The sequence below is a fragment of the Actinoplanes aureus genome, assembly GCF_015704865.1.
GTDB lineage: Bacteria > Actinomycetota > Actinomycetes > Mycobacteriales > Micromonosporaceae > Actinoplanes > Actinoplanes aureus.
The window spans coordinates 451,115-466,263 of sequence record NZ_JADQTO010000006.1 but is presented as its reverse complement, the minus strand read 5'-3'; the positions used below and the strand labels follow the sequence as shown (position 1 = coordinate 466,263).

The 15,149-nt window shown below is 69.7% G+C and carries 14 protein-coding genes; 8 read left to right on the top strand and 6 right to left on the bottom strand.

All coding sequences use genetic code 11. The features are described from left to right. Window positions 1–762, bottom strand: a 762-nt coding sequence (locus I4J89_RS16115; protein ID WP_196414762.1) for an RNA polymerase sigma factor SigF, incomplete at its 3' end; no start/stop codon positions are given. 249 nt (window positions 763–1,011) lie between these two features. On the opposite strand from I4J89_RS16115, the gene ppgK reads away from it, so the two are divergent. After that, window positions 1,012–1,815, top strand: a complete 804-nt coding sequence (ppgK, locus tag I4J89_RS16110) for a polyphosphate--glucose phosphotransferase (protein ID WP_196414761.1) — start codon at window positions 1,012–1,014, stop codon at window positions 1,813–1,815. Window positions 1,816–1,829: 14 nt separating this feature from the next. After that, entirely contained in the window at window positions 1,830–2,291 is a 462-nt protein-coding gene (locus tag I4J89_RS16105; protein ID WP_196414760.1) for a PPOX class F420-dependent oxidoreductase, read from the top strand. Here I4J89_RS16105 and I4J89_RS16100 read toward each other — a convergent pair. From I4J89_RS16100 to I4J89_RS16090, 3 genes are all read right to left on the bottom strand, one after another. After that, window positions 2,288–3,172, bottom strand: a complete 885-nt coding sequence (locus I4J89_RS16100) for a hypothetical protein (protein ID WP_196414759.1) — start codon at window positions 3,170–3,172, stop codon at window positions 2,288–2,290. The genes I4J89_RS16105 and I4J89_RS16100 overlap by 4 nt on opposite strands. Then, window positions 3,162–3,743, bottom strand: a complete 582-nt coding sequence (locus I4J89_RS16095; protein ID WP_196414758.1) for a SigE family RNA polymerase sigma factor — start codon at window positions 3,741–3,743, stop codon at window positions 3,162–3,164. The genes I4J89_RS16100 and I4J89_RS16095 overlap by 11 nt, the downstream gene beginning before the upstream one ends. A gap of 228 nt (window positions 3,744–3,971) precedes the next feature. Further along, window positions 3,972–4,583, bottom strand: a complete 612-nt coding sequence (locus I4J89_RS16090) for a hypothetical protein (protein ID WP_196414757.1) — start codon at window positions 4,581–4,583, stop codon at window positions 3,972–3,974. Window positions 4,584–4,941: 358 nt separating this feature from the next. On the opposite strand from I4J89_RS16090, the gene I4J89_RS16085 reads away from it, so the two are divergent. From I4J89_RS16085 to glgB, 4 genes are read left to right on the top strand one after another with little or no spacing between them, the layout of a single operon-like run. Next, complete coding sequence (locus I4J89_RS16085; protein WP_196414756.1) at window positions 4,942–6,909, top strand: maltotransferase domain-containing protein; 1,968 nt, start codon at window positions 4,942–4,944, stop codon at window positions 6,907–6,909. A 10-nt stretch (window positions 6,910–6,919) separates the two neighbouring features. Continuing rightward, on the top strand, window positions 6,920–8,677 hold the full coding sequence (gene treS, locus I4J89_RS16080) for a maltose alpha-D-glucosyltransferase (RefSeq protein ID WP_196414755.1): 1,758 nt from the start codon (window positions 6,920–6,922) through the stop codon (window positions 8,675–8,677). Further along, complete coding sequence (locus I4J89_RS16075) at window positions 8,674–10,014, top strand: maltokinase N-terminal cap-like domain-containing protein (protein WP_196414754.1); 1,341 nt, start codon at window positions 8,674–8,676, stop codon at window positions 10,012–10,014. Before treS ends, I4J89_RS16075 begins: the two co-directional genes overlap by 4 nt. A gap of 41 nt (window positions 10,015–10,055) precedes the next feature. Next, complete coding sequence (glgB, locus tag I4J89_RS16070) at window positions 10,056–12,161, top strand: 1,4-alpha-glucan branching protein GlgB (RefSeq protein WP_196414795.1); 2,106 nt, start codon at window positions 10,056–10,058, stop codon at window positions 12,159–12,161. Window positions 12,162–12,181: 20 nt separating this feature from the next. Here glgB and I4J89_RS16065 read toward each other — a convergent pair whose 3' ends face one another. Continuing rightward, window positions 12,182–12,718, bottom strand: a complete 537-nt coding sequence (locus tag I4J89_RS16065) for a GNAT family N-acetyltransferase (protein ID WP_309238342.1) — start codon at window positions 12,716–12,718, stop codon at window positions 12,182–12,184. A gap of 107 nt (window positions 12,719–12,825) precedes the next feature. Here I4J89_RS16065 and I4J89_RS16060 point away from each other — a divergent pair, with 107 nt between their 5' ends. Then, window positions 12,826–13,329: a hypothetical protein gene (locus I4J89_RS16060; RefSeq protein WP_196414752.1), complete on the top strand. Its 504-nt coding sequence runs from the start codon at window positions 12,826–12,828 to the stop codon at window positions 13,327–13,329. Here I4J89_RS16060 and I4J89_RS16055 read toward each other — a convergent pair. After that, the gene (locus tag I4J89_RS16055) at window positions 13,326–14,045 is read right to left on the bottom strand and encodes a PP2C family protein-serine/threonine phosphatase (protein WP_196414751.1); all 720 of its coding nucleotides are present in this window, start codon (window positions 14,043–14,045) and stop codon (window positions 13,326–13,328) included. The two genes, I4J89_RS16060 and I4J89_RS16055, sit on opposite strands and share 4 nt — an antisense overlap. A gap of 64 nt (window positions 14,046–14,109) precedes the next feature. On the opposite strand from I4J89_RS16055, the gene I4J89_RS16050 reads away from it, so the two are divergent. After that, window positions 14,110–15,087 carry a LuxR family transcriptional regulator gene (locus I4J89_RS16050; protein WP_196414794.1) on the top strand — a complete coding sequence of 326 codons (978 nt, stop codon included), beginning with the start codon at window positions 14,110–14,112 and terminating at the stop codon, window positions 15,085–15,087. Window positions 15,088–15,149: the final 62 nt, after the last annotated feature.

Here is a 15,149-nt window from a genome sequence, read left to right as displayed (position 1 = left end):
GCGCAGCTTGGTGAGGGCCTTGGTCAGCAACCGGGAGACGTGCATCTGCGAGATCCCGATCTGCTCGGCGATCTGCGACTGGGTCAGGTTGCCGTAGAAACGCAGCGTCAGGATCTTCTGCTCCCGCTCGTCCAGCGTCGCCAGCGCCGGACCCAGCGCCACCCGGGTCTCGGCGATCTCATACTCGTGGTCCTCGCCACCGAGCGTGTCGCCCAGCTCGGTCGTGCCGTCCGCGCTGATCGGCGTGGACAACGACGTCGCGTTGTACGCCCGCGCACCCTCCAGACCCTCGAGCACGTCCTCCTCGCTGATCCCCAGATGCGCCGCGATGTCCGGCACCGTCGGCGAACGGCCCAGCGAGTGCGTCAGCGTGCTGTTCGCCTCGGTGATCGCCAGCCGCAACTCCTGCAGCCGCCGCGGCACCCGCACCGACCACGTCCGGTCCCGGAAATGCCGCTTGATCTCACCGATGACCGTCGGAATCGCATAACCCGCGAAATCGACACCACGCTCCGGATCGAACTTGTCCACCGCCTTGATCAACCCAACCGTCGCGGTCTGGATCAGATCATCGGTCGGCTCGCCCCGGCCGGAATACCGGTGAGCCAGGTGACGGGCGAGAGGCAACCACGCCTCGATAGCGCGGTCCCGGATCCTGGACCGCTGCCCCGGCGGGGCGCTGGTCATCACGGTGAGCAGCTCAGAGGCGCTGGTCTCCGGGGTTAGCCGGGACGATGCAGGGGAAAGGTGAAGAAGGGTCATGACAGGTCCTCCATCAGCGGGCAGAGAGCCGTGCCCGCGCGCGGCGACCGTTCCTTAGGGCAACGCTAGCCGAGAAGATGAGCCCCCGACTAGCCGAAAGTATGAGTGACGTTGCGTGAATACGGGAACTACGGAACGAATTCATCCTATGGTGTCGGCCGCACCCAGTCCCCGGAGCGCGCGATTTAGTGTCGGTCGGGCGTGGTAGACACCAGCGGTGAACCTCCCGAGCGGAAGAACGGAAGACGGATGACCATCCTCGGCATCGACATCGGCGGCTCCGGAGTGAAAGGCGCACCGGTCGACACAGTGCGCGGCGAGCTGCTCGAAGAGCGATTCCGCGTGCCCACCCCCCAGCCCGCCGACGTCGACAGTGTCGTCGAGGCGGTCGCCGAGGTGGCCGGCAAGTTCCACGGCATCGAGCGGGTCGGCATCACCTTCCCCGGCGTGGTGGTCGACGGCGTGACCCGGTCAGCGGCGAACGTCGACAAGTCCTGGGTCGACGCGCCCGCCGCCAAGCTGTTCGCCGAGCGGCTCGGCCTGCCGGCGACGGTGCTCAACGACGCCGACGCCGCCGGAGCGGCCGAGGTGGCGTTCGGCGCCGGCCGTGACCAGTCCGGTCTGATCATGATGGTGACCCTCGGCACCGGCATCGGCACCGCGCTGTTCCTCGACGGCGTGCTGATCCCGAACACCGAGCTCGGCCACCTCGAGATCGACGGCCGGGACGCCGAGCTGCTCGCCTCCGACCGGGTCCGCGAGGCCGACGAGCTGAGCTGGGAGCAGTGGGCGCCGCGGGTCGAGCGTTACCTGCGGCACGTCGAGATGCTGCTCTCCCCCCGGCTGTTCATCATCGGCGGCGGAGTGAGCAAGAAATCGGAGAAGTTCTTCCCGCTGCTCGACATCCGCACCCCGATCGTCGCGGCCACGCTGCTCAACAACGCCGGCATCATCGGCGCCGCCGTTAGTGCTGAGCAAGCCGCGGCCGGCCCCGGTCCGCAGGACCCGGGCGCCATCGAGGTGGACGCCGCCGCCCAGGCCGAGCGCGGCTGAGAGGGAGACACGACATGGCCCGCACCATCGCGACGAACGACCGTGTCGACCGGCAGCAGCTGATCGACTTCCTGCGGCCCCGGCACCACGCCATCCTCATGACCACCCGCAAGGACGGGCGCCCGCAGTCCTCGCCGAACACCTGCGGCGTGGACACCGAGGGCCGGATCGTCATCTCCAGCTATCCGGAGCGCGCCAAGGTGGCGAACGTCCGCCGCGACCCACGGGTCACCCTCTGCGTCCTCTCCGACGACTGGAACGGCCCGTGGGTCCAGGTCGACGGCACCGCCGAGGTCATCGACCTGCCCGAGGCCGTGGAGCCGCTGGTCGAGTACTTCCGGGTGATCTCCGGTGAGCACCCGGACTGGGAGGAGTACCGGCAGGCCATGCGTGACCAGGGCAAGTGCCTGATCCGGGTGACGATCGAGTCGTGGGGCCCGATCGCCACCGGCGGCTTCCCGGCCCGGCTGAGCTAGCCGCGCCAGGTGGTCAGGCGGTCGGCGGCGGCGCGGGTCAGCGACTCCACCACCGAGCGGTCCGAGGGGACGGATTCGTAGCCGTACGTCTCGAGGAGGGTGACCGCGTCGTTCACCCGGACCGCCGCGATGTAGGTCCGGCGCCGGTTTCCGCTCGGCGTGCCGTCGTCGTTGTAACCCTCGGTGGAGCGTTCGACGAGCAGTGACTCGTCGCCGAGGCCCATCGAGCCGAGACTGCGGAACGCGGCCGGTGCGGAGCCCAGCTTGCCCTCGGGGCAGGACCGCACCGCCGCCCGCAGTTCGTCGAGGAACTCCTCGGCGCCCGTGGCGCGGTAGGCGGTGACGGTGTTCCGGACCTCGTCGCTCGGCGTGTACTCCGGGCCCAGCTCCGGCGCCCGGTAGAGCAGGCGGACCGTGGCGCGTACCAGCACCCGTTTCTCACTCGGGTAGGAGGCGGCCGAACACGGTTTCGGCGGCGGCTTGCCATCCTCGAACCGGTAGAACTCGTCGGTGTTGCCGTCGGCGTACTTCAGCATCGCCCAGTCGGGCACGTCCGCCGGGATGTTGAGAGTGCGGGACGACCGCGGTGTGCCGGACGGCGGCCGAGCGGAAACAGGCGTGGTTGACGGTGCCGACGAGGCACTAGGCGCCGGAACCCGGTCCGCTGGGTGGTCAGGCCGGCGGTGGTCCTCCCCCGCCAGGGCGAACCGGGCGCCGGCCGTGGCGCCGGTGGCCAGGACCGCCACCGCGACCAGTGCCGCGGCGGATCGCACGGCGGTGCGGCGCCCGGCCCGGCGGCGCAGCTCGGCCGCCGGGGCCAGCCGGGCCCGTTCGGCGTCGCGGCTCAGTGCGGCGAAGGCACGTTCCAGATCATTCGACATCGGTGGCCCCCTCCAAGCGCGCCGGGTGATGGTTCGGGGTGGTCGGCTTGTGCCCGTAGGCGGCCGACCGGGGCCCGCGAGGCGCGGCGACCGCGTCCGGGGCGGAGAGCAACGACGCCAGCTCGCGGCGGCCACGGGTCAGCCATGAGGTGACGGTGCCGACCGGTACGCCGGTCTCCTCGGCGATCGCCGCGACCGGCAGGTCGAAGAGGTAGTGCAGCGCGAGCGCCTGGCGCAGGTGCTCCGGCAGCCGGCGCAGCGCGGCGGTCACCAGCACGGTGTCGTCGGCGGGTGGCCGGGCCGGTTCGGGTGGCCCGCTGCGGCTCAGCGCCGTCCACCACCCCCGGATCCGGCGCCGCCGGTCGGAGGCGAGCCGGGCGATCACCAGCCGGATCCACGCCTCCGGCGCCGGGTGCGCGGACACCGTGCGCCATTGCCGCCAGGCCCGGGTGTACGCCTCCTGCACCAGATCCTGTGCCTCGGCGAGTTCACCGGTCAGCGCGTACCCGTAGCGCACCATGCGCGCGGACGTATCCCGATAGAACTCGTCGAACCCCGACGGGTCCCTCATCCGATCCCCCGCTCCGTTCATCGTCTGTGCACCGGTAACGCACGGCGGCTCACCGATGCTGCACGACGTCCGGATTTTCTCCCGGGCACCGGAAACGACGAAGGCCGCGAGACCGGCACCCAGGAGGACAGGGCGGTGCCGGCCTCGCGGCCTTCAGGACCCCTCCCGCGTATCGGACTCGCACACCCGCGTGCGCGCGGCCCGGTAGGGAGAGGAAGAACTACGGCGTCAGAAGGCGCGATCCCCGCCGAGCGGAGCGAGGCCATCAGACACAGCCGGCTCAGCGTCGAGCAGGTACAGCAGGGTGTCGCGGTGCATGGCCGCGATCGGCTCCAGCAGGTCCGGGTGGCGCAGGAGCGCAGCGGCCTCGCGGTCGCGGTTGTCCGGCTGGAGCAGGCGGCGGAACTCGTTGGGCAGGCCGCCGGAGCGCCGGGCGTGCGGGCGCGGGCGCGGGTCGGCCATCGGCCCCGGCATCGCGGCGATCACCGAGTCGACGCCGCGGCGGGCCAGCATCGGGTCGGCCAGCAGGCAGGCGGCCCAGCTGACCACGACCTCGTCGACCCAGGTGCGCCAGCCCTCGCCGTCGGCGAACTCGTCCTCGGGCTCGCTGCCGGCCTTCCAGTCGAGCAGCGCGGAGCCGCCCGGACCGGCGATCGCGACGAGCGCGGCGTCGACCTCGGTGGGGTAGCGCAGCCAGGCGGCGACCGTCACGGCCTGCCGGGCCTGCAGTTCGGCGAGGGTGTGCGCGACCGTGTTGGAGTCCCCGCCGGGGTAGGCGCGCGCCAGCCAGTGGGTGCTGGCGGCGATCACCGGCGACAGTGCGGTAGACGGTCCGGCCACGTAGGTAGCTCCTCCCTCAGGCGCTAGCCGGGTCCGGCTGGCGTCAGGGATATAGCTCGGGAGCGCGGGCGCCGTCTTGAGCAAGGGCACTCGATGGCAACGCACGGCAACCGACACACTCCTTTGCCGGCGGCGGCACGGGGATGAACGCTTGTTGCGTAGAGGTGAACTTGTGGTGTTTTCCGGCGGCGCCCGGCCGCGTCTGGACGGGCCGGGCTGAGTCCACTCCGGTAGGTTGAGAGCCACCTCGGCGGTCGGCCGTTTCATTTTTTCCACTCCGGAGAAGTCATAGGACGAACGGCGGTGGGTTTTGCCGGTCGCCGAGTCCTCCCGAGCCCCTCTGACTACGGTGGAGATCATGACCGGTCGCTTCCCCATCGAAGACGTGACGCCGGCTGTGTCCGGCGGCCGCTACCCCGCCAAAGCGGTGGTCGGCGAACTTGTTCCCGTCTCGGCGGTGTCCTATCGCGAAGGTCACCACGCCCTCGGTGTGAACGTGGTATGGCGCGGACCCGACGGCGAGATCAGGCCGTTCACCCGGATGACCCCCGGCGAGCCGGGACTGGATCAATGGCACGCCACGATCCGCCCGGACGCGGTGGGCCGCTGGACGTTCACCGTGGAAGCCTTCGACGATCCGTACCGGACGTGGCGCGACGCCGTGGTGAAGAAGATCGGCGCCGGGCAGGGCGCCGAGGACCTGGCGAACGATCTGGCCGAGGGTGCCGAGGTGCTCGACCTGGCCACCAAGGTCGCGCCTTCGGCTGGCGACGAGGACCAGGTGCGGGCTGCGGCCGCCGCCCTGCGCGACGAGCAGCGTTCGCTGTTCGCCCGGGTCACCCCGGCGCTGGACCTGGAGGAGTTGCTCTGGCACAACCCGGTGCGGCACCTGGTCACCACCACCCGCTCGTTCGCGCTCTGGGTGGATCGCAAGCGCGCTCTCTACTCGGCGTGGTACGAGTTCTTCCCCCGCTCCGAGGGCGCCGAGATCGGCCCGGACGCGACCCCGATCAAGCACGGCACCTTCGTCACCGCCGCCGCGCGTCTGCCCGCCGTCGCGGCGATGGGCTTCAACGTCGTCTACCTGCCGCCGATCCACCCGATCGGCAAGATCAACCGTAAGGGCCGGAACAACACCCTGGTGGCCCGGCCGGAGGACGTCGGCTCGCCGTGGGCGATCGGCTCGGACGAGGGCGGACACGACGCGATCCACCCGCAGCTGGGCACCCTGGACGACTTCATCGCGTTCCGGGAGCGGGCCGAGGAGCTGGGCATGGAGGTCGCGCTCGACCTGGCCCTGCAGGCCGCGCCGGACCACCCGTGGGTCAAGCAGTACCCGCAGTTCTTCACCACCAAGGCGGACGGCACCATCGCGTACGCCGAGAACCCGCCCAAGAAGTACCAGGACATCTACCCGATCAACTGGGACAACGACTACCGCACGCTGCGTGACGAGGTCTATCGCGTGGTCATGCACTGGGTGAACGCCGGCGTGAAGATCTTCCGGGTCGACAACCCGCACACCAAGGCGGTCAACTTCTGGCAGTGGCTGATCCCCAAGGTCAAGGAGTCCGACCCGGACGTGCTGTTCCTGGCCGAGGCGTTCACCCGGCCGGCCATGATGAACGGACTCGGCAAGATCGGCTTCACCCAGTCGTACACCTACTTCACCTGGCGCAACTCCGCTCCCGAGATGCGCGAGTACATGCAGCAGCTGCTCACCTCGATCGACTGGATGCGGCCGAACTTCTGGCCGAACACCCCCGACATCCTGCACGAGGCGTTGCAGCACGGCGGCCCGCCGATGTTCAAGATCCGCGCGGTGCTGGCGTCGATGCTCACCCCGTCCTGGGGCCTCTACTCCGGGTACGAGCTCTTCGAGCACGTGGCCCGGCCGGGCTCGGAGGAGTACATCGACAACGAGAAGTTCGAGTTGAAGCCGCGGGACTGGGCGGCCGCCGAGCGCAGCGGGCGCTCGCTCGCGCCGTATCTGACCCGGCTGAACCGGATCCGCGACGAGAACCCGGCCCTGCACTGGTTGCGCAACCTGCGCTTCCACGAGATCGACAACGGTGCGCTGCTGTGCTTCTCCAAGCGGGATCCCGACACCGGCAACACCGTTCTGGTGATCTGCTCGTTCGACTCGAGCAACGTGCAGTGGGGCAACACCTCTCTCGACATGGCGGCGCTGGGCCTGAACTGGCACGACCGCTTCACCGTGGTCGACCAGATGAGCGGGGCGACGTACGAGTGGGGTCAGTTCAACGCGGTCCGGATCGACCCGTACGTCGAGCCGGCGCACATCTTCGTGGTACAGGCGGGGTAGGGGGAACCAGATGGAGATGACGGGCGAGCACGATCCCGCCGAGGGCAGTCACACCGAGGACGGAGTGGTCGAACACCCGACGTCCGACGACTTCGGACACGCGCGGGCGCTCCCGGCCGACCGGACGTGGTTCCAGCGTGCCGTCTTCTACGAGGTCCTGGTCCGGGCGTTCTACGACTCCGGGTCGGACGGCGGTGGCGACCTTCGCGGCCTGATCGAGCGCCTCGACTACCTGCAATGGCTCGGCGTGGACTGCCTCTGGCTGCCGCCGTTCTACGACTCGCCGCTGCGTGACGGCGGCTACGACATCCGCGACTTCTACAAGGTGCTGCCGGAGTTCGGCACGGTCGACGACTTCGTGGCGCTGCTCGACGCGGCGCACAGGCGTGGCATCCGGGTGATCACCGACCTGGTCATGAACCACACGTCCGACTCGCACCCGTGGTTCCAGGCGTCGCGGCACGACCCGGACGGGCCGTACGGCGACTTCTACGTCTGGAACGACACCAGCGAGAAGTACCAGGACGCGCGGATCATCTTCGTCGACACCGAGGAGTCGAACTGGACGTTCGACCCGGTGCGGCGGCAGTTCTACTGGCACCGGTTCTTCTCGCACCAGCCGGACCTCAACTACGAGAACCCGGCCGTGCAGGAGGCGATGCTCGACGTCCTGCGGTTCTGGCTCGACCTGGGCATCGACGGGTTCCGGCTGGACGCGGTGCCGTACCTGTTCGAGCAGGAGGGCACCAACTGCGAGAACCTGCCGGCCACGCACGCCTTCCTGAAGCACTGCCGCAAGGTGATCGACGACGAGTTCCCCGGCCGGGTGCTGCTGGCCGAGGCGAACCAGTGGCCGGCCGACGTGGTGGAGTACTTCGGCGATCCGCGTTCCGGCGGCGACGAGTGCCACATGGCGTTCCACTTCCCGCTGATGCCGCGCATCTTCATGGCGGTACGGCGGGAGTCGCGCTTCCCGATCTCGGAGATCCTGGCGCAGACCCCGTCCATCCCGGACAACTGCCAGTGGGGCATCTTCCTGCGTAACCACGACGAGCTGACGCTCGAGATGGTGACCGACGAAGAACGCGACTACATGTACTCCGAGTACGCCAAGGACCCGCGGATGAAGGCGAACGTCGGCATCCGCCGCCGGCTCGCCCCGCTGCTGGAGAACGACCGCAACCAGATCGAGCTGTTCACCGCCCTGCTGCTGTCGCTGCCCGGCTCGCCGGTGCTCTACTACGGCGACGAGATCGGGATGGGCGACAACATCTGGCTCGGTGACCGGGACGGCGTACGGACACCGATGCAGTGGACCCCGGACCGCAACGCGGGCTTCTCCACCGCCACCCCCGGCCGGCTCTACCTGCCGGTCAACCAGGACCCGGTGTACGGCTACCAGGCGGTGAACGTCGAGGCCCAGCGGGACAGTTCGACCTCACTGCTGAACTGGACCCGGACCATGCTGGCGGTACGCCGCCGGCACGAGGCGTTCGCCGTCGGAACATTCCGCGAACTGGGCGGCTCCAACCCGTCGGTGCTCGCGTACCTACGCGAGATCGGTGACGACGTGGTCCTCTGCGTCAACAACCTGTCCCGTTTCCCGCAGCCGATCGAGCTCAACCTGCAGCACTGGAACGGGTACACCCCGGTGGAGCTGACCGGACATGTCAACTTCCCACGAATCGGCCAGTTGCCGTACCTTTTGACCCTTCCGGGACATGGCTTCTACTGGTTCCAGTTGTGTGGGTCGGAGGAGAAGCAATGACGCTGCCTTTCGCCGAGTGGTTACCGAAACAACGCTGGTACGCGGGACGCAGCCGAGTCGTCGCGTCCATCAAGGAGGCGTCCGCCACGCCGCTCGGCGACGACCTGGAGCTGGTGCTCGTCGACGTCGAGTACACCGACGGCAGTTCCGAGCGGTACCAGATCCCGGTCGGCTGGGGTGCCGGCCCGGTCCCGGAGTACAGCTCGGTCGCCACGATCGGCACCGCCGACGACGGGCGGACCGGCTACGACGCGCTCTACGACCCGGCGGCGGCCCGCTACCTGCTGGGGCTGGTCGACCGCTCCGAGCCGGTCGGTGACGTCACCTTCGAGAAGGAGCCGGACACCACCCTTCCCCTCGAGGCCTGGCCCCGCGTCTTCGACGCCGAGCAGAGCAACACCAGCGTGATCTTCGACGAGGACGCGATCCTCAAGGTGTTCCGGCGGGTCACCTGTGGCATCAACCCGGACATCGAGCTCAACCGGGTGCTCGGCCGGGCCGGCAACCCGCACGTGGCCCGGCTGCTCGGCTCGTTCGAGGCCTCCGACTCCGGCGGCCCGTGCTCGCTCGGCATGGTCACCGAGTACGCGGTCAACTCCGCCGAGGGCTGGGCCATGGCGACCGCGTCGGCCCGCGACCTGTTCGCCGACGCGGCGTTCGCGGCCGACGAGGTGGGTGGCGACTTCCAGGGCGAATCGTTCCGGCTCGGTGAGGCCGTCGCCTCGGTGCACCTCACGCTCGCCGAGGAGATGGGCGCCGGACCGGCCCCGTTCCCGCTGGACGCGGTCCTCGCCCGGCTGCGCAACGCCGCCAACGCGGTGCCCGAGCTGCAGCAGTACGTCCCGGCGATCACCGACCGGTTCACCGAGCTCACCGGCGAACAGGTCGTCGTCCAGCGGATCCACGGCGACCTGCACCTCGGACAGGTGCTGCGCACCCCCGAGGCGTGGCTGCTGATCGACTTCGAGGGCGAGCCCGGCCAGCCGCTCGACGAGCGCCGCCTGCCGGACTCGCCGCTGCGGGACGTGGCCGGTGTGCTGCGCTCCTACGAGTACGCCGCCTATCAACTGCTGGTGGACCAGGACGAGGACGAGCACCTGGCCGCGCGCGCCCGGGAGTGGGTGGACCGCAACCGGGCCGCGTTCTGCGACGGGTACGCGCGGGCGGCCGGCATCGACCCTCGGTCGCGTGGTGCGCTGCTGGCGGCGTACGAACTGGACAAGGCGGTCTACGAGGCCGCGTACGAGTCCCGGCACCGCCCCGGTTGGCTGCGGATCCCCCTGCGGTCCATCACGCGGCTGATCGACGAGACCCCCGGAGGAATTCCCAAGCCATGATCGGGCACAGCAGCTCTCGCCTGGCCGCCGACAAGCGGGCCATGAACAGCGTGATCGCCGGGGACACCCACGATCCGCACGCCATCCTGGGCGCGCATCCGCACGGCGGGCACACCGTGATCCGTACGTTGCGCAAGGGCGCCGAGGCCGTCGCGGTCCTGCACGACGGTGAACGGTACGAGATGACCCTGGTGCACGAGGACGGGATCTTCGCGGCCGAGTTGCCGGGCACGGTGCTCGACTACCGCCTGGACGTGGACGGGACGCAGTGCGACGACCCGTACCGGCATCTGCCCACCCTCGGTGAGCTGGACCTGCACCTGATCGGTGAGGGCCGGCACGAGAAGCTGTGGAAGGTGCTCGGCGCGCAGCCGCGCGGCACCGGCGTGGCGTTCGGGGTGTGGGCGCCGAGCGCCCGCGGCGTCCAGGTGATCGGCGACTTCTCCGGCTGGGGGCCGTACGACGGGTGGCCGATGCGCTCGCTCGGTTCCAGCGGCGTCTGGGAGATCTACGTTCCGACCGCGCACATCGGCACCAAGTACAAGTTCAAGATCCTGGGCCGGGACGGCGTCTGGCGTGAGCACGCCGACCCGATCGCCCAGTACGCGGAGGTCCCGCCGGCCACCGCGTCGGTGGTCTACCAGTCGTCGTACCAGTGGCACGACGAGGACTGGATGCGCGAGCGCGCCCGCAAGGCGTGGCACCAGGAGCCGACCAGCGTCTATGAGGTGCACCTGGGCTCCTGGCGGCCCGGGCTGACCTACGTCGAGCTGGCCGAGCAGCTGGTCGAGTACGTGCTGGAGACCGGCTTCACGCACGTCGAGCTGATGCCGGTGATGGAGCACCCGTTCGGCGGCTCCTGGGGTTACCAGGTCACCGGCTACTACGCCCCGACCTCACGGTTCGGCACCCCCGACGAGTTCCGCCACCTGGTCGACAAGCTGCACCAGGCCGGCATCGGCGTGATCCTGGACTGGGTGCCCGCGCACTTCCCGAAGGACGAGTGGGCCCTGGCCCGCTTCGACGGCACCCCGCTCTACGAGCACGGCGACTGGCGGCGCGGCGAGCACCCGGACTGGGGCACGTACGTCTTCGACTTCGGCCGCAAGGAGGTCCGCAACTTCCTGGTGGCGAACGCGCTCTACTGGTGCGAGGAGTTCCACGCCGACGGTCTGCGGGTCGACGCGGTCGCCTCGATGCTGTACCTGGACTACTCCCGCAAGGACGGCGAGTGGACCCCGAACCAGTACGGCGGCCGGGAGAACCTGGACGCGATCAGCTTCCTCCAGGAGATGAACGCGACCGTCTACAAGCACCACCCCGGTGTAGTGACGATCGCCGAGGAGTCCACGGCGTGGCCCGGCGTCACCCGCCCCACCCACCTGGGCGGTCTCGGCTTCGGGTTCAAGTGGAACATGGGCTGGATGAACGACACCTTGACCTACATGACCAAGGAGCCGATCTACCGGCAGTGGCACCACCACCAGATGACCTTCGCGACGGTCTACGCGTGGAGCGAGAACTACATCCTGCCGATCAGCCACGACGAGGTGGTCCACGGCAAGGGCTCGCTGACCGGCAAGATGCCCGGCGACCTCTGGCAGAAGCTGGCCAACACCCGGGCCCTGCTCGGTTTCATGTGGGCGTTCACCGGTAAGCAGCTGCTGTTCATGGGCGCCGAGATGGGCGACGAGTTCGAGTGGAACGAGGGCGGCGGCCTGCACTGGCACCTGCTCGACGACCCGCAGCACGCCGGCGTCAAGCGCCTGGTCGGCGACCTGAACCGGGTCTACCGGGACACTCCGGCGATCTGGACGCAGGACACCAACCCGTCCGGCTTCCGCTGGATCACCAGCGAGGACTCACAGCACAACACGTTCTCGTTCGTCCGGTTCGCGCCGAACGGCGACACCATGGCGTGCATCGTCAACTTCGCCGCGGTCCCGCACGAGGGCTACCGCATCGGCCTGCCCCGTCCCGGCCGCTGGGCCGAGGTGATCAACACGGACAGCGAGCTGTACGGCGGCTCGGGCGTCGGCAACATGGGCGCCGTCGAGGCGGAGAACCTGCCCTGGCACGGCTTCGACGCCTCGGTCTCACTGCGGGTCCCCCCGCTAGGGGCAGTCTGGCTCCGTCACGAAGGCTGACCATCGAGCCGGGGACGGGCTCAGGCCCGTCCCCACTCGGTGCCGAGGAGGCCGTAGATCAGGTCGTCGGTCCACTCACCCTTGATGTAGGTCTGCTGCCGCAGCAGGCCCTCCCGCTGGAACCCCAGCCGCTCCATCAGGGCCGCCGACGCCTTGTTCCGCGCGTCGCACTCCCCGGTCACCTTGTGCAGCCCCTGTAGGCGGAACAAGCGGTCCAGCACGGCCCGCACGGCCTCGGTCGCATAACCCCGTTTCTGGTACGCCGGGGCCAGCGTGAACCCGATCTCCGCCTGCTTCAGGTTGTCGTGCAGGCGCACGTAGACGTCCCCGATCAGCACCCGGTCCGCGGCGTGCTCGATCCCGTACTGGAAATGCCCCGGCCGGTCGGGCGTGCCGGCTGCGAAGTTGCGGACCGCGACCACCGCCTTCTCGGCCGGGAACGGCGCGTCCCACGACTGGTAGCGCGCCACCTCCGGGGCCGACCGGTAGGCCGCCAGGGCGGCAGCGTCCGACGCCCGGAAGCGCCGCAGGACAAGTCGCTCCGTTGCGATCAGCACGCGCACAGGATATGCCCTCGCTGTCCCGTGGATCTCGACCGCCGCACCGGCACATGAAAACATCTACATACGGCGATCTCGCCGGTCCGGTTCGGGGAGGGCTTGGCGTGGATCTGTCCGACGCATTGCAGACGTTCTCGCTGGCAGCGGTCGCGGTGGCCCTCCTACTCAACTACCGGCAGGCCAGGGCGACCGGTATGCAGGCCGCCGAAACCGCCAAACAGGTACAGATCTCCTCCTCGCTGTTGAAACAGGAGGTGGCCCGGAACCTCGATCACTACGCCACCGAGTTCAACGTCCCGTTCCTGGTCTCCGACGAGCGGCTGCTGGCCTGGTTTCTCGGCACGCGCGGCATTCCCATCGGATCGCACACCGAGAATCTGCGCTCGCTGTTCCTCTTCAACCGCATCGACGTGCACGCGTCGACCTACGCCGGATACCGGTCCCGGCTACTCGAGGAGGACGTCTGGAACGGCTGGCGCCGGGTGGTCGAACTCGATGTGGCGACACCGGAGTTCCAGGTCCTCTGGCCGCACGTCCGTGATCAGTACTCCAGCCAGGTGGTCGAGCTGATCGAGACCGTGCTGCGGGAACAGCGAGCCGCCACCTAGGCCTCGACGACGTCGGCGACGATCACCGTGACGTTGTCCGGAGCGCCGTTGTCGAGCGTGCGCTGCACCAGTTCGGCGGCGCACGTCTTGCGGTCCTCGACCTCGCGCAGCGTCTGCGCGATCACCGCGTCCTCGACGTAGTCGGAGAGCCCGTCACTGCACAGCAGGTACCGGTCGCCGATCCGGGCCGGGATCATCCGGCCGGCCGGGCGGAACGGGCCACCCTGCACGGCCTGCGTGACCAGGGCCCGCTGCGGGTGGCGGCGGGCGTCGTCCGGGGTGAGCACGCCCTGGTCGACGAGCGCCTGAACGTAGGTGTCGTCGCGGGTGAGCTGGGTGAACTCGCCGTCGCGCAGCAGGTAGCAGCGGGAGTCGCCGACGTTGAGAGCGGCCAGCCGGTCCCCGGAGAGCAGCAGCGCGGTCACCGTCGTACCCATGCCGTCGCGGGCGTCGTCGTCGGCGACCGCCGCCTCGATCCGCTGGTTGGCCGTCTCCAGGGCGCTGATCAGATCCTGGAGGGGCTCGCCGTTGTCCGGCGCCGTGTCGACCACGCTGAGCGTCTGCACCAGGATGTCGCTCGCCAGCTCGCCGGCCGGGAGGCCGCCCATGCCGTCCGCCACCACGAAGAGTCGATTACCGACGAAGACGGCGTCTTCGTTGTTGGACCGGACCAGGCCCTGATCAGTGGCGGCGACCGCCCGGACAGCAAGCGTCATGTGACAAGAGTGCCAAAGGCCCAATCGGTTGTCTCTAGTACCTCCTACGTAGTGTTGGGTGGTGATGGCGGTGACGATGGTGGGTCGCGGCCCCGCGCTGGCCGAGCTGCGGCGCTCCTGCGCCCTGGTGCGCTCCGGCGGCGGGCCGGTGACCGCGCTGGTCACGGGCGATCCGGGCACCGGCAAGAGCACCCTGGTGACCGCACTGCGGCACGCCGAGAAGTCGATGCCGGTGCTGGCCGGCGCGGCGCGGGTGCACTCGCCGGCGCCGTACGACTGGCTCGCCGCCGTCCTGGCCGGTCGTGACATTCGCGACATCGAGGTACCGGCGGGCGCTCTCGCCTGGCTCAAGCAGGATCCGGACGTCCCTCGCGAGCGGTACACGCCGGACGCGTTGCTGCGGCTGGCGGTGTCGACCGTCCGCGAGCTGGTGGGCGGCCGCCCGACCGTACTCGTGGTGGAAGATCTCCACGCACTCGACCCGGCCAGCCTGAACCTGGTCGCCGAGCTGGCCGCGGCGGACCTTCCGGCGCTGCTGCTGGTCACCAGCCAGCCGCCGGAGGCCGCGGTGTCGCCGCGGCTCACCGCACGGACGCTGGCCCGCCTGGCGGGCCGGCCGGGCACGGTGCGGCGCCATCTGGGCGCGCTGCGCCCGGCCGAGGTGGCCGAGGTTCTGGAGCAACGGTACGAGCGGACGCCCGGCCCGGATCTCGTCGCGGCCGTCTGGCAACGCACCGAGGGCAACCCGTACCGGCTCAGCGAGCTGCTCGCCGTGGAGGGCGCCGACGGGCCGGAATCCCTGCTCGGCCGCCGCGCCGACCTGACCGCACGGGAACGGGAGGTGCTCGGCTGCCTGGCCGAGGGGATGTCGAACAAGCAGATCGCCACCGCGCTCGGCATCTCGGTGCGGACGGTGACCGTGCACGTGTCGAACCTGCTGCGCAAGACCGGTGCCGCGTCCCGTACCGAAGCCGCGCTCTGGGCCGTATCACATCGTGCCCCGCGTGATCTGAAGACCCTGCCGGCACCGTCCGCCGGGTGATCGTCCGTCGTGCGCCCTGCGGGGCGGCGCGACAAGGCACAGCCGCCTCGGTAACAATCGAC

Bases quoted from the DNA above. Each gene is read 5' to 3' on its own strand.
- ppgK (WP_196414761.1), top strand. From the start codon at position 1,012: ATGACCATCCTCGGCATCGACATCGGCGGCTCCGGAGTGAAAGGCGCA.
- I4J89_RS16100 (WP_196414759.1), bottom strand. From the start codon at position 3,172: ATGTCGAATGATCTGGAACGTGCCTTCGCCGCACTGAGCCGCGACGCC.
- glgB (WP_196414795.1), top strand. From the start codon at position 10,056: ATGAACAGCGTGATCGCCGGGGACACCCACGATCCGCACGCCATCCTG.
- treS (WP_196414755.1), top strand. From the start codon at position 6,920: ATGGAGATGACGGGCGAGCACGATCCCGCCGAGGGCAGTCACACCGAG.
- I4J89_RS16105 (WP_196414760.1), top strand. From the start codon at position 1,830: ATGGCCCGCACCATCGCGACGAACGACCGTGTCGACCGGCAGCAGCTG.
- I4J89_RS16050 (WP_196414794.1), top strand. From the start codon at position 14,110: ATGGCGGTGACGATGGTGGGTCGCGGCCCCGCGCTGGCCGAGCTGCGG.
- I4J89_RS16055 (WP_196414751.1), bottom strand. From the start codon at position 14,045: ATGACGCTTGCTGTCCGGGCGGTCGCCGCCACTGATCAGGGCCTGGTC.
- I4J89_RS16095 (WP_196414758.1), bottom strand. From the start codon at position 3,743: ATGAGGGACCCGTCGGGGTTCGACGAGTTCTATCGGGATACGTCCGCG.
- I4J89_RS16075 (WP_196414754.1), top strand. From the start codon at position 8,674: ATGACGCTGCCTTTCGCCGAGTGGTTACCGAAACAACGCTGGTACGCG.
- I4J89_RS16085 (WP_196414756.1), top strand. From the start codon at position 4,942: ATGACCGGTCGCTTCCCCATCGAAGACGTGACGCCGGCTGTGTCCGGC.